Source organism: Synechococcus sp. PCC 7335, from assembly GCF_000155595.1.
In the GTDB taxonomy this organism is placed as follows: Bacteria; Cyanobacteriota; Cyanobacteriia; order Phormidesmidales; family Phormidesmidaceae; genus Phormidesmis.
In genome coordinates, this window is sequence record NZ_DS989904.1 from 1,537,288 (window position 1) to 1,551,787 (window position 14,500).

The 14,500-nt window shown below is 45.8% G+C and carries 12 protein-coding genes; 9 read left to right on the forward strand and 3 right to left on the reverse strand.

Annotated features, from left to right (window positions below):
- Window positions 1-14 precede the first annotated feature (14 nt).
- Window positions 15-680: a sugar transferase gene (locus S7335_RS06780; RefSeq protein WP_006454630.1), complete on the reverse strand. Its 666-nt coding sequence runs from the start codon at window positions 678-680 to the stop codon at window positions 15-17.
- A gap of 325 nt (window positions 681-1,005) precedes the next feature.
- Here S7335_RS06780 and S7335_RS06785 point away from each other — a divergent pair, with 325 nt between their 5' ends.
- The gene (locus S7335_RS06785; RefSeq protein ID WP_006454736.1) at window positions 1,006-2,241 is read left to right on the forward strand and encodes a HetZ-related protein 2; all 1,236 of its coding nucleotides are present in this window, start codon (window positions 1,006-1,008) and stop codon (window positions 2,239-2,241) included.
- Between the two features lie 124 nt (window positions 2,242-2,365).
- On the opposite strand, the gene S7335_RS06790 is transcribed toward S7335_RS06785, so the two are convergent.
- Window positions 2,366-3,010: a PAM68 family protein gene (locus tag S7335_RS06790; RefSeq protein ID WP_006456549.1), complete on the reverse strand. Its 645-nt coding sequence runs from the start codon at window positions 3,008-3,010 to the stop codon at window positions 2,366-2,368.
- Between the two features lie 140 nt (window positions 3,011-3,150).
- Window positions 3,151-3,420: a 30S ribosomal protein S15 gene (gene rpsO, locus S7335_RS06795; RefSeq protein ID WP_038015816.1), complete on the reverse strand. Its 270-nt coding sequence runs from the start codon at window positions 3,418-3,420 to the stop codon at window positions 3,151-3,153.
- Window positions 3,421-3,654: 234 nt separating this feature from the next.
- On the opposite strand from rpsO, the gene S7335_RS06800 reads away from it, so the two are divergent.
- The 8 genes from S7335_RS06800 to S7335_RS06835 all read left to right on the forward strand — a co-directional run bounded on the left by S7335_RS06800 (window position 3,655) and on the right by S7335_RS06835 (window position 14,499).
- The gene (locus S7335_RS06800; protein ID WP_006456688.1) at window positions 3,655-4,335 is read left to right on the forward strand and encodes a Uma2 family endonuclease; all 681 of its coding nucleotides are present in this window, start codon (window positions 3,655-3,657) and stop codon (window positions 4,333-4,335) included.
- Between the two features lie 524 nt (window positions 4,336-4,859).
- Window positions 4,860-6,185 (forward strand): flippase, encoded by a 1,326-nt coding sequence (locus tag S7335_RS06805; protein WP_006457157.1) that lies wholly within the window; start codon window positions 4,860-4,862, stop codon window positions 6,183-6,185.
- A 271-nt stretch (window positions 6,186-6,456) separates the two neighbouring features.
- The gene (locus S7335_RS06810) at window positions 6,457-7,353 is read left to right on the forward strand and encodes a hypothetical protein (RefSeq protein ID WP_006455890.1); all 897 of its coding nucleotides are present in this window, start codon (window positions 6,457-6,459) and stop codon (window positions 7,351-7,353) included.
- 192 nt (window positions 7,354-7,545) lie between these two features.
- Window positions 7,546-8,271: a bifunctional 2-polyprenyl-6-hydroxyphenol methylase/3-demethylubiquinol 3-O-methyltransferase UbiG gene (locus tag S7335_RS06815; RefSeq protein WP_227499957.1), complete on the forward strand. Its 726-nt coding sequence runs from the start codon at window positions 7,546-7,548 to the stop codon at window positions 8,269-8,271.
- An 83-nt stretch (window positions 8,272-8,354) separates the two neighbouring features.
- Complete coding sequence (locus S7335_RS06820; protein ID WP_006456359.1) at window positions 8,355-9,569, forward strand: glycosyltransferase; 1,215 nt, start codon at window positions 8,355-8,357, stop codon at window positions 9,567-9,569.
- Between the two features lie 55 nt (window positions 9,570-9,624).
- A complete protein-coding gene (locus tag S7335_RS06825) occupies window positions 9,625-10,425 on the forward strand; it encodes a WecB/TagA/CpsF family glycosyltransferase (protein WP_038017333.1) in 801 nt (266 codons plus the stop codon).
- 59 nt (window positions 10,426-10,484) lie between these two features.
- Complete coding sequence (locus tag S7335_RS06830) at window positions 10,485-11,933, forward strand: sugar transferase (RefSeq protein ID WP_006453395.1); 1,449 nt, start codon at window positions 10,485-10,487, stop codon at window positions 11,931-11,933.
- Window positions 11,934-11,961: 28 nt separating this feature from the next.
- Window positions 11,962-14,499, forward strand: coding sequence for an O-antigen ligase family protein (locus S7335_RS06835; RefSeq protein WP_006455585.1), 2,538 nt, complete (start codon window positions 11,962-11,964; stop codon window positions 14,497-14,499).
- Window position 14,500: the final 1 nt, after the last annotated feature.

Genomic DNA, 14,500 nt, shown 5'->3' on the forward strand with positions numbered 1-14,500 from the left:
GGAGTTCGGAACCCCTAATATGCCCCAGAACGTCTAGAGAGTAGCATCACTACGGTTCTAACTAGTAGCTTCACATCATAGAACGGTGTCCATAGCTGCTGGTAGGCCAAATCTAATGCGACCACCTCTTCGAAATCTTTGATCTCCGAGCGTCCATTCACTTGCCATTGGCCGGTGAGTCCCGGGCGTACGGCTAGACGTTGCCAGTGGTGAGCTGTGTAATGCTCTACCTCGTCAGCGGTCGGTGGACGAGTCCCTACTAGGCTCATATCACCGCGTAGAACGTTCCAAAATTGGGGAAACTCGTCTAGGCTCGTCTGACGCAGGATGCGACCCACGCGAGTGATTCTAGGATCTTCAGTATTTTTGAAGAGCAGACCGTTGGCTTCATTTTCGACAGTAGCTTTAAGCGCTTCGGCGTTGTTTACCATAGAGCGAAACTTGATGATAGTAAACGGTTTGCCCTGTAGGCCAAAGCGCTCTTGAGCATAGAAGATCGGCCCTTCGGAGTCTAGGCGAATCGCGATCGCAATTGGAATTAGCAGCACACCTAAGATCACTAGCCCTACTAGCGCACCCGTAATATCTAGCGCTCGTTTGAAAGTAGAACGGGTGGAAGCATGGGGAGCAGACGGGGCGTAGCCCTGTTTTTGCTTACTGCGCAAGATACTACGTGTCATGAATACTCTCGTTCGGAGTGGCTATGGCCAAAGGAAACGTCTAGCTATAGCTGAACGCCGATTTGACGGCTTAAAGCTTTGATGGGCGACACTACTGCATCTACTGGACTGGCTTCTATTCGGTCTGTGAAAAATCGCTCAAGGCAGCTATCTTAGAAAACCTGCTCGTAAAGGTCAAGTCGCTTTTCTAGAGAGCGCCTGTTTGACGGAGCGTTGATAGAAGAATAATGAGGCTCGCTAGAAACTGCCGTATCAGAGAATACCTGCAACTGCTAGAGCCTAGGAGTTCGGGGGGTTTGTATCTTGGGTTAAAGTAGGCAATAGTTTGGTTCGGGGAAAACAGGTGATACCAGCGAATACTAATGGTTATCAGAGCACTCATCAGGACAATAGCCAGCAAAAGAGTGCTCAAAATCAACTTCCCCAGAATGACTCTTCTCAGATATTGTCTTCCTGGCAGCGTCAGCTCAAGAGCGATCTGCCTGACCAGCCTGAACACACGCATGATGCGATCGCTCAGTGGCTAATCGGTGATCCTGCTCGGTTTGAGCCGATGAGTGCGGCTGAAATCAAACTGGCCTGCAAGGCGATGGATTATCGCTATCGCATCTTGATTTCGCGCTATTGGGGGCTATCGCCAGCGCGGGGCTATCAGCGACTGCTGCAAAAGCTCGGGGGATTGTTTTTGATTCGTAGTAAGGTGCGAACCTGGATCGCCCTGAGCCGCGATCGCAAACGAGCCGTTAAGGATGTGCTGCAAGAGGTGATCCAAGAGATGCTGCAAAGCGATAAATTCTTGCGATCGCAGGCTCAGTGGATTGGCGAATGCACCGACAGGTCTAGCTTACGAAATCTGCTGACCTTGGCCACGATCGAAGAATATTGCCTGAGACCTATTCGCAATCAGCCTTTGTTGGTGTATCGGTTTGTCAACTACCTGCGGCGATCGCAGCGCGGTGGCATGACCCAGGTTCCTAGCGATGAACTCATTCAGCTAATCTCAGAAGAACTCGGCACTGATGATTCTGAAGGCACCTTGAGCTTGTTGGATTTTGAGGCGTTAGACCGCTACGAGGTTCAACAGGCGCTGGAAAATCAGCAGGCCAACCGTCAGCTAGTCAAGCAGCAGTTTTCTGACTATCTGCAGACGAAGCTAGGGGATACTGCTGCCGGGTGGCTAGATTTGCATTTGCAAGGCTACGCTCAAGAAAGTATCTCTCGTCAGCTTGGGCTTACTGTGCGTGAGGCTTATCGTCTGCGTGAGAAAGTCAGCTACCATGCTATTCGCATCTTCACGCTCAAAGAGCAGCCAGATCTGGTTTTCTCCTGGCTAAAAACGTCTTTAATTCAGCATAATCTGGGTCTAACTTCGCAAGAGTGGGATCGCTACTGGGAGAGCCTTGATCCCCACCAGCAAAAGATACTCACTGCCCTCAAAGCGGGCAAGCCCATAGAGAAGATTGCCCAGTCTTTTGGTCTCACGCCGAAACAGGTCACAAGTCAATGGGCAGAGCTATATTTGCTAGCGCAGGCGGCCCGGGTATCGAGTGCTAATGCTTGAGCCTGGTAGTTGATTTCTATTGCTTTTCCTACTGCTTTGATTTCTACTGCTCTAATTTCTTGACTATCGCGTCTAGCTATTTGTGCCCAGCCGTCTGTGCATAGGGTCTAGGCTAATTTAGGGCTTAGGTTTTAGACTGCCGTGACGCTTGCCAAGCGTCTTTCATTCTGCCTAGATTCAGCTTGAATTCGTCCATTCCTATCAGGCTGCCAGGCGCTTCGTCCCAAGAGGCTGATAGCATGCCATAGCTTAGACCTACAACGCCAAGGCCAAAGCAGCCCATTGTGGTCAGAAGCACGACCACTGGGGCAAATTCGACAATCTCACGACTGAGTAGATAGTAAGACAGAAAAAAGATACCGACGCCTAGGGCAATCGGACTGAGTGCCAGTACTGCCATTCGCCGAAGCATACGCTTGCTGACGGCTGCTGGGATCGCGCCTCGATCGTCTGCTTGGTTTTGGCCAGATGATTTGACCTTGGTTGCCTTTGCTTTGGCTTCTGCCTTCTTGCGATTGCTGGCTCTGATTTCATCTACTCTAGCCTGCGCCCGAGCGGATATGCCGGCGCTGCCCTGATCAGACGCGCTCTGATTAGATTTGCTAGGCTTCGCTGATGCTGCGCGGGATGATTTTGCCGATGACTGGTCAGCACGTGCTTTGCTAGCGGATTTGCTAACTTTCTTGCGATCGCGTCCGGGTTCAAAGGGTAGCGGCGCGCGATCGCCTTTCTTTTCGTCTTTAGCACCGCGCCCAGACTTGGAGGCCATCTTGTCCTTGTGTGAAGTAACTAGCAGCTTGTGAGTTTCAGCGGAGTATAAATCTAACTGTCCACCTAACTGTTCAATGCCTCATTCAATGGCGAGTTGATTCTAGCTATGCCGATTTAGCAATCGATTTTGCCAGAAGCTTAGCGGCGAATGCCTAGCTTCTTGATGAGTTCTCTGTAGCGCTCGGCGTCTTTTTTCATCAGATAGGCCAATAGGCGCTTACGCTGGCCAATCATCCTTAGCAGGCCACGGCGAGAGGAGTAGTCCTTCTTATTTTTTTGAAGGTGTTTACTGAGGGTGTTGATCCGATCGGTTAGCATTGCGATCTGGATGTCTGCAGATCCCGTGTCCGTCTCGTGGACCTGGTGCTCAGTGATAATTTCTTGTTTGCGTTCTTGTAGCAGAGCCATACGCTTGGTGGTGACTTAGTAAGTGATTAGACAAAATGTGGATGTAGCAGTTCTCAATGATATCACACGCCATTTAGAGATCAACTACTCAAAGATCACGCCTCGTTGCACTTATTTCGGATGGCATCAGTACCTTGGCAAAAGGTGATAGGTAGAGCGATTGGCGCAAAGGGGAACAGGCTTGGTTTTAGATAGAATATAGTCAGCGCTAACAGGAATTTTGGCTCAGCGGCGATGGTCACAACTATTCGCGATACTCAAGAAACGCTTCCTCTAGAGAATGGGGATAGATTGACTCGCGATGAGTTTGAGAAGCGTTATGAAGATATGCCTCATCTTAAGAAGGCAGAGTTGATAGAAGGAGTTGTGTATTTGGCCTCGCCAGTTCGCGTCAAAAAACACGGTCAGCCACACCACGATCTAATTACCTGGCTAGGTACATACAAAGCCCTAAGGCCAGGAGTGATGGGTTGTGATAATACAACCGTTCGATTAGATGCGGATAATGAACCGCAGCCAGATATATTGTTGCGGATTGATGCGGACAAGGGCGGACGATCACGCATTAGCGAAGACGATTATATAGAAGGGCCACCAGAGCTAATCGTAGAAATTGCTGCGAGTAGCGCTTCTTATGATCTGCATGATAAAAAGCAAGTCTATCGACGAAACGGAGTGCAGGAATACCTTGTCTGGCAGGCTAGCAGTCAATCCATTATCTGGTTCAGTTTAAAGGCTGGAAGATACGAGGTCCTAACTCCAGATGAGGCAGGTATTTTGCGGAGTGTTGCCTTTCCTGGACTGTGGCTTGATAGTGAGGCTTTTGTTGCGGGTGATCTTGCTCAGGTACTGGAGACTTTGAGGCGGGGAATTAATCATTCATCTCACCAGGATTTTGTCAGCAAGCTTGGTTAGTTGCGCTAGCTTGATTTTGGTGAGGTGGGATCGTGGAAGTGCGATCGCCTCTAAATGCAATTTATCATCCAACAGCCAACCAAGCCTTATCAAGAAAACATGATAGAACTCTGTCTTGCTAGGGCACTCTAGGCATGCAAGATAAGTTTTCTAGTGCCTTATGAAACTGTTCGAATAATTGGACTGATGAGCTACGCCGTTGAAATTTTTTACAACTCGTTTGTTCTTAGGTGGATAGTTGAATCTATCTATCGCTCTATCCGAGTGATTCTGGGCTGGGTAATTTCGTGAATCAGATTGTTGAATTTACCTATTGCTGAAGCTCGTAATCAACTTCAGATGCTAGAAGATTAACTAACTGAAGGATACACGATGTTTACTGCTGATAATTTGTACGGAGAAGTGCACAGCCTAGTGTTGACTAGATTCCGATAGTAAGAGACAACGAAATACTGACGGGGCCAATGTTTCAACTACCTCAGCACCATGAAGAAGTTAATCTACCTCATCTTTGATGCAAGTACATGGCCAAATATCTATTGCGTCGAAGGTTCAGGGATTTCTTTTCGTGGATAGCTAGAGAATCTGAATCGACAAGCATCATAGCAAGTACAGTTTGGCAGATTATCGAGAAATTCCTTCGACTATGTTCAGCTGCAATATCTGGGATTCTTATAGCTCGCTACCTTCAGCCCGAACAGTATGGCATCTACAACTATGCTTTGGCATTTACTAGCTTCTTCGTAGCAGTTTCAAGCTTAGGAACTAGTCAAATTTTTAGAAGAGAGCTTATTAAAGAGCCACAGTCTGGCGGAGAGATAGTCAGTTCAGCATTTTTCTTTAGAATTATGTCTGGGCTTTTATTCTTTCTTTTAGCTATTGGGACAGCCTTCGCATTCATTTCAGATGTGTTGGTTAGGTTGCTGATAGTCATATTTTCACTTCAAATGATTTTCAGATCATCTGAAGCGATAGAGTTCTCTTTCGAATCAAAGCTAAAATATGGAGCTATCACCTTTTCTAAAAGTATTGCGTCCGCTTTGGCTACCGCCCTGATAGTAGTTTCTGTAGCAACAGAAAAATCAATTATTGTATTGGCTGTAGCTTCCTGTAGCGAGTATTTAATTGCCTTTATCACTATCATTTCAGTCTATATATACCGAAGGCAAGTTCTTAATACATCTGCTATCTCACTATCTAGAATGACAAACGTTCTTTCCGATAGCTGGCCACTTATTTTCTCAGGAATTGCTATCACAGTTTATATGAGGATAGATCAAATAATGATCAATACTCTGGTAGGTAGCACAGAGCTAGGCTTATACTCTGCCACAGTCCAGTTGACAGAAGTATTTTATCTTTTTCCGATTGCGTTCATAAGATCCAATTTTCCTAGAATCGTCCGCTTAAAAGAAGAAGGCGAAAGTGCGTTCTATAGTAATCTTCAAAAACTATACAACCAGCTTAGTTTGATAAGCTATGCATTCATCGTATTCGTATCCATATTTTCACGAGAACTTTTGGGCATCTTGTATGGATCCAGTTACGCCAAAGCAGCACCTATTCTTACTTTGCTTATATGGAGCGTCCTGTTCGTAACTTTAGGCACTGCGCAAAGTGCGTTTATGGTTTCGATGAACTGGACAAAGATTCATTTAAAGACTGTTCTGGTAGCTAGTGTCGTTAACGTCCTTCTAAACTGCCTTCTAATACCGAAACATGGTGCATTTGGTGCAGCTATAGCAACAGTTTTCTCGTATTGGGTTGCTGTACATGGAGCTTGCTTTCTATTTGAACCTCTTCGTAAAACGAGAAACATGATAACAAGATCTTTCGTATTACTCAGCTAGAGTTTTCCTTAGCTTGTTTGAGTTGTAGAGCAGCCTATCGACTAATTATCTTAAGCCGATCCGAAGATAAAGCGACTTAGTCTGCCTCTATAATTCTACGAGAAAATGATCTACAACCGGACCCTAATCAAAAGCTACATTCCACCACTGTTCAAAGTAGCAGTGAAGTATCTTATTCACTGTGCTAGAAAGAAAGACATTTAGGTCAAACAGAAATTCTACGACGCGGGTGCGAGCAATCTTGTGCGTCTTGCAAATAGATCAGAACACTATGGAATCAGTCATATTCTTGATATTCAACAGGCCAGAAACCACCAAAAAAGTTTTTGAACGCATTCGAGAAGCTCAACCATCGCAACTATTTATCGTTGCGGATGGTCCAAGACTCGATAGGTTTGAAGACAAAGAGAGATGCAAAGAAGCGCGCCGAATTGCTGAGCAGGTAGATTGGGATTGCCAAGTCTTTAGGAACTTTTCAGAGACAAATTTGGGTTGTAAGGCGCGTGTAGAAAGTGGGCTGAGCTGGGCTTTTGAAGAAATTGATAGAGCAATCATATTAGAAGATGACTGCCTTCCAGATGCTTCCTTTTTTCGGTTTTGCAGCGAATTGTTGGACTACTACGAAAATGACGAAAGAGTCATGGCGATATCGGGGAATAATTTTCAGTTTGGATGCGAAAGAACGAAGGATAGTTACTACTTTTCTCGTTATCCTCACTGTTGGGGCTGGGCAACGTGGAAGCGTGCTTGGCGACACTATGACGCTGATATGCAGTTTTGGCCTCAAGTTAAACAAGACAATCGATTGAAAGATATTTTCTATGGTAGAACAGCAATTAGTTACTGGCACAGTATATTTCAACGAACTTATACTGGCGACATAGATAGTTGGGATTATGTATGGACTTTGGCTTGTTGGTTACAAAGCGGACTATGTATATTACCAAAGAATAATCTAGTATCAAACATTGGCTTCGCGGCTGATGGAACCCATCTGACCTACGCAAAGTCTCCCTTTTCAAATATGTCAACTACAGAGATGACATTTCCTCTGAAGCATCCTTCTATCGTCTTGAGAAATGACCAAGCTGATCGATTTACTCAGTTTTATCAGTTTGGTTTATTGTTTCGTCTGTATAGAAAGATCCGGTCAATCGTTAGGTATTGAATCAAAGAAAGTAGGTTTAATGCTGTCGCTGGGCAAACTTAACTAGTTAGATACGGTGAGGCGCACTATCAGATGAGTATGAACTCTGTGGTTTGCCCGGTATGTCATCACAAAAAGAGCAAGCAACTGCATCAACTAGAAAGAGGAGACCTAAAGGTTTGTAAGGTATGCCACGTTGTATTCTTCTCACCTATGCCTACCCAGCAAGAGCTAAGCGATTTTTACAACAATGGATATCATGACGATTTCAGTCAGAGTAGAATGGTGGGTGAATTCTTTGCTGAAACTCGCTATCAGTCACTAGAAAAACTATTGACGGCACACGCCTCTTCACTGATAGGCAAACCTAAAAGGTCCCTTCTAGATGTCGGCTGTGGCACAGGAGACTTTCTCCGTGCTGCGAAACGTGCGCAGTGGGATGTGACTGGCACAGAGCTAGCTAAAACCGCAGTTCAAACAGCTAATCAGAAGACGAATAATTCTGTATTAGAGGGCGATATCCTTTCTCTTGATCTTCCAGTAGATTCCTACGATCTAGTGACCAGCTACCACGTTATTGAACATCTCATCGATCCAGTAGGTATGCTTCATCGGTGCTATCAGCTGCTGTCATCCCAAGGCGTCTTGTTTGTTGAAACGCCTAATATCGGTAGCCTGGGAGCGCGCATACGAGGACCTAAGTGGTCTCATATAATCCCACCAGAGCATATTGTGTATTTCTCTTCAGATTCTTTGCGGCATGCACTACAGGAAGCTGGATTTGATAGAACCATTATCCTATCGAGCAGTCCTCAAGTTATTGAGAGTGTACAAGACTGGCCAGAGCTTGCTAGAAGGCTAGTCAGATTTTTATACGACCTTGCGCCAAAAATTGGAATGGGCGCAGCATTGCAGGCGATCGCATTCAAATATGACTAATAAGAAAATGTGTTGAAGCTGAGTGCCTAAAAAGTGAATAAGCAGATGCTTGATTACTAATATCAACGACAGGATGAGTTTGAATGAAGATACTGATGGCTCACAATCGATATCAGAATCGTGGTGGAGAGGACGAGTCTTTTGACCGCGAATGCAGTCTACTAGAGCAGTACGGGAATACAGTCATTCGCTACGTCAGAAACAATAAAGACATAGAAGATATCCCGAAGTTACGGCTAGCACTTCGAACGTTTTGGAGTCAACAAGATTATGCAAACGTGCGAGCAATAATTCGGAAAGAAAAAATAGATGTTCTACATATACAAAATCATTTCCCTTTAATCTCACCAGCTATCTACTATGCAGCAGGGGCAGAAGATGTTCCCGTCGTTCAGTCTCTGCAAAATTACAGATTGTTCTGCTTGAACGCTTATCTCTTTCGTTCTGGGAAAGTCTGTGAGGACTGTTTGCACCAGCCGGTTCCATGGTTAGGTGTGTATCGCAGGTGCTATCGTAAGAGCCGAATCGCTTCACTTGTTTTAGCTAGCTCACTTGTCTTCCATAGGCTGCTAAATACATATAAGAGAAAAGTTGATCTATTTATCACTCTTACAGAATTCGCGAGACAGAAATACTCTGAGAATGGTCTTCCAAAGGAAAAAATTGTATTAAAGCCTAACTTTGTTTCTCCTACTCCATCTGAGGGCTGTGGGTCAGAAAATGGCGTTGTTTTTGTTGGAAGGCTCTCTCCGGAGAAGGGGATAACGACGCTACTTGAAGCGTGGAAAATACTTGGCTCTTCTGTTCCTCTTCGCGTTATAGGTGATGGGCCTTTGAAAGAATCTGTTCAAATTGCTGCGCGAGAAAATTCTGGCATAGAGTACTTGGGACGTAGATCTATTGAAGAGGTAAATTACTTTATGGGAAAGGCCAAAGCGCTTATTTTTCCTTCTCTTTGGTATGAAGGTATGCCCCTGGTAATTGTTGAATCTCTTGCAAAAGGTACCCCTATCATTAGTTCTAATCTAGGCGCAATGTCTACCATGATCACTCACAAAGTCAACGGATTACATTTTACGGCTGGCGATACTAACTCATTAGTTCGGCAAGTGCAATGGATGGTAGACAACTCAGAGATCTGGACCTCAATGCGAAAGCTGGCGCGACGGGAGTTCGAAAATCATTACAGTGCCTATGCTAACTATAAAGCTCTAATTGAAATTTACAATCAAGCAATTACAGATAAGAAAATGAGTGCTTTACCGCTTTGTGCGCCAAATTCAATTATGGAAGGGTGAGGTTTTCTAGCCAAATTCGTGAACTATCAGCTATGTATCTGCAATGGTTCTCGCTATGCGTGCAAAGAAAATCTCTTCAGAAATTCTGAGCGTCCGAATCAATAATACTAGCTACAGTGAAGCTTGTGATCGCATTCAAACCCTTGTCCAGGCCAAGCAATCTAGCTATATCGTTGCTGCCAATGTGCATGTTGTCATGACTGCTCTTTGGTGTGCTCAATACCGAAATATTCTTGACCATGCTGCTATTGTCACTCCAGATGGAATGCCTTTGGTGATAGGTATGCGTTGGTTAGGAGCCAAGCGTCAGTCACGCGTGTATGGCCCAGATCTGATGCTTGCCTGGTGCGATCGCGCTGCCGCTACAAATCTTCCTATCTATCTTTACGGAAGCACACCGCAAACCCTGCAAAAGCTTTCTGATAGACTCCAAACCAGATTTCCAAAGCTTGAAGTTGTAGGCACTTATTCTCCCCCTTTCAGAACGCTGACTGCGGCAGAGGAAGCGGCCGACGTCGAGAGGATTAGGCAGTCTGGTGCTGATGTTGTTTTCGTTGGACTAGGTTGTCCAAAACAAGAAGAGTGGATGTACCGTCAGATGGGTAAGCTAGATGCCGTCATGATTGGTGTGGGCGCTGCTTTTCAATTTCATAGTGGTGAAGTTGCCCAAGCGCCGAGGTGGATGATGAGATCAGGTCTCGAATGGTGCTTTCGACTCGTGCAAGAACCAAAACGGCTCTGGCGGCGTTACTTGTTCACCAACCTTGCCTTTGTGTTTTTGTTCTCTGGCCAGCTACTGCAGCATCATCTAAGTCGCTATTTGGGTCACAGTCGCATCCAAAAACCGCAAAGCTGATCGGTATATCAACCCACGAGATACAGCGTATCTGTGTTGTAGTTCTTGATAGTTAACTTATGAGTTCGCGCCCGACCACTGTTCAAAAGCTTGGGTTGCAAAGCGATATTCGCGCATCTCGTAAGTATCACCGACATCGAAGCACCAGACAGCCGTGGATAAAAGGGTTTAGTCTGGTTCTTGCAGATGTCTGCGCGATCGCTATTGCCTGGAAACTAGCCCAATTTCTCAATCAATTCTATTCGCCAATACCCCACGTCTTCATCTGGTGGACTTGGCTAGGGCTGCCAAGCTTATTTTGGCTGCTAGTTCTAGCTACTATCACCACATTTGCGCACTACCGACTATATAGCCACAGCAATGCCGTTCAAGACTACACCAAAGCCGCAAAGCTAATTAGCTATATCTACTTAGGCTCGCTGATTGTCATCTACTTTTACGATCCTCATTTGAATCTGCCCCGCTCGCTCTTTCTCTCAGCTTGGTTAGGCAGCGTGCTGAGCATCTTTTGCTTCCGGTTCCTGACTAACCTATGGCTGACGAAGCTAGAATCCTGGCACAGACCCGCAACCGTTTTTTTGATTGCACCCGCCCATAGGCTAAAAACACTTTCCCAGATAGTAGACAAGCAGCATAACTATCTTGTTGTTGGAGCAGCGATCGCATCTACTGCCCATTCAGCCACCACTTGGCAATCGATCATGCGGCTACGTCCAGAAGAAGTGTTGGCCGAAGATATTCCTGAGGCAGAGCTTGCCTCTAGCCTATTCTGGCAGCTACGGAGCATTGGCGTTGTGCTAAGGCTGTTGCCGTCTAGCCGAGAGATGATCTATCGACGCGGTATGCCAGAAATCTTTGCTAGCTTACCAACCCTTAGAATCGAATCCTCTTTTTTTAGAGGCGCCGACTACCAGCTAAAGCGCGGGCTAGATTTTTTGGTTGCTGTGACTGCAACTATTCTGCTGTCGCCGCTTTTCCTCGCCATTGCGGTTTCGATCAAAGTCTCTTCAGCAGGTCCTATATTTTTTCGTCAAGAGCGGACTGGACTGCATGGCAAACTCTTCTATGCCTGGAAGTTTCGCACGATGGTTGTCAATGCGCCCGATCTGCAAGCTAGCTTAGAGCAGCAAAACGAACATACAGACGGCGTTATGTTCAAAATCGCTAGCGATCCACGCATTACCTCTATTGGAAAGCTACTTAGACGCACCAGCCTAGATGAGTTACCGCAGTTGTTCAACGTGCTGTTAGGACAGATGAGTATCGTCGGTCCGCGCCCGCTACCGATTAGAGACACATTGCTATTCGAGTCATGGCACCATGTTCGCCATCAGGTGCTACCTGGCATCACCGGACTGTGGCAGGTCTCAGGTCGGGCTAATATCAAAACATTCAACGACGCGATTCGGCTAGATCTTCACTACATCGATAACTGGTCGCTCAACCTAGATCTAGAAATTTTGTTAGAAACCATCAAAATAGTTTGTTTAGGAAAAGGGGCATATTAAGCCAGATCAGTTTATCCCAATAGGAGATATGGAAATTACGAATGGTGCTTTATCTCTCGCTGCTACGCCAGCACGATCCTGGCTCACTCTACGCAGCCATTGGCTAGGCTACTTCGGCCTGTTTCTTCTGCTCAGCTTTAGCTGGATTCCGAATAGCTATTCTGCGATGGTTGGCTGGCCCTGCATTTTGATATGGCAAGTTGCTTTTCTCTTATTGAGTCTATGTACCATAGGGAGTCTTCGAAAGTTTTCGACACCTTTTTTCGCCCTTGGATACGGATTGGATTGGATAGTAGCTGCCATGCTAGCTGTCACTCTTTTTTCCGTTGCAAATGCTGATTTTACAGCAGTAGCGGTTTGGAACTTTCTACTTTTTGGTAATTACATTGTCGCTCTATATCTCTTAGTTCATCTACTTCGAAGCGGACTATCTAGAACCTTTCTATGGTTCTCAACTGTAGTATCTGGAACGGTCACCACTGTCGTCGGCCTATGGCTATGGCAGCCCAATCCTGATATGTGGCTCTCAGATAACTTTCACAGCGCTTTGCGTAACTCTTCGCCCTTAGGACATCACAATTTTGTCGGTGGCTACAACCTGCTAATTTTCCCAATCTCGCTTAGTCTTTGCGTGACGCAGAAAGGATGGAAAAGGTGGGTATGTATTCTTTTTAGCGGCGTCATCGGCGTCGGCTTATACGTCAGTGGCTCTAGAGGGGCCATGGTAGGCGCGCTTATGTTGCTTTTACTAGGAATGCCCTTTCAACTCTGGCAGCATCGCAGAAAAGTCCAAAAAAGTTATCTGGTTGGCGGTGTTTTGATACTTTTGACAGCCCTAGCACTTGCTTTCAGCAATCCGCGTATGAGTGAGCTGTTCGAATTTTCAACTTCACCAGAAGTCGATGAGACAGCATCCGTTGTTGTAGCAGACGGCCCAACTGCCGATCGCCTGTTTATGCTGCAGGCGGCTAGAAACATCTTCTTAGAACATCCCATCGTAGGTGTTGGTCCAGGCAACTTATCTCGGGTCTATAGCCTGTACCGTCCTATAGAAGCTGGTGGTGGAATGGCCCTAATTCAACAGCTGCACAATACGCCAGCTCAGATTTTGGCTGAGTTAGGCGCACTTGGCTTTGGGGTTTATATTGGCTGGTTAGTCTGGCTGATCAGAATGACTGGCAGAATCTATTCAAAAGTAACCGACTCTACAGATCGATACCTACTCTATGGTATCGCTGCTAGCTTTGTAGGATATGGCTTTTCTAGTCTGACAGACTATCAGCTAGAGAATATAGGAATTAGCAGCTCGCTGCTCATCCTCACCGCACTGCTGGTCAGACTTGGAGATGCGTACATTCAGAAACCGGATCTAAGCATTGAGTTATCGCGCCGATCACGTCGTATCATCAGCCTATCAGTCTTTGTTTTCATTGGCATCAACGTCCAAGCTTGGGCAAGATTTGATACGGGTCTATATCTAAGCCTAGCGGCTGCAAACGATGTTAAGAATGGAAATGTCGTTTCAGCCGATGCCAAATGGTCTAGAGCCTCTGATGTGGTGGGTTGGGATCCCACCTATGCTGTGCTAGCAGCAGAGCGATTGGTTAAGCTTAGAAAAGGTGCTGCTAACCAAAAAGACAAAGACATACTGACAGCATCGGCGATTGAGTATTTAGAATCAGCAATCAGATCAGCGCCCAATGACCCCTGGTTTAACCAAAATATAGCGACATTATTGATCCAAAATGGCAGAGCGGAAGCAGCAGAAAGCTATGCAGAGCGGGCCGTATCACTAATCCCACGTAGCCGCAACTACACTTACTACACGCTAGGTCTGTCTTACCTAGACCAAGGAAAAACTAACCAAGCTACTTCAGCGTTCTCATTAGAAGCCTTATCTAATCCAAAATTTTTGACCACAAATATATGGATGAGCGAACCGTTCTCAGAGCTGCTACCCTCTGTTTTGGATCAAACTATCCATAGCTACCGTCGGATTTTAGCCCAGACCAATCCTCTCTCAGACCACTTCAGCTGGTTGAACGAGCAGCTAGCCCTGCTTAGCTGGTGGTACCAGAGGCTAATAGAAGGAGTCGATGTCACCTCTTTGAGTCCGATAGTTCAGATTCTCATAGAAATAGATAGTAATCCTGAGATAGCCGCTAACACTATACAAACGTATGTCGACCAAGCGCCTGACGATTCTAGCCTACAGTTGATACAAGCTTGGTTACTACCGGACCAGTACCTGTCAAACTATCTAAAAGATTTTGAAGGAACCCAACAAGAAAAAGACCAGGTTATTCAAAACATCAACAAACACAGAGATATTCGCTCGTGGATGAATTCTGTCCAGCGGGTAGTGCCTCCTCAAGAACGTCATATGGTCGGGTTTGCTTATCGAAATCTGTACGCTAACCAAATCAAGCAGTCCCTATATCCAGGTGCTCTTCAAACCAGCTTTTTTCTAGATCCTTTAGAGCTCTATCAAGAACCACCAAGAACTTTCCCTCAACTAGATAGAGAGATTGATAGATTGAACACAGAAAGACGATCACTTTCCTAAA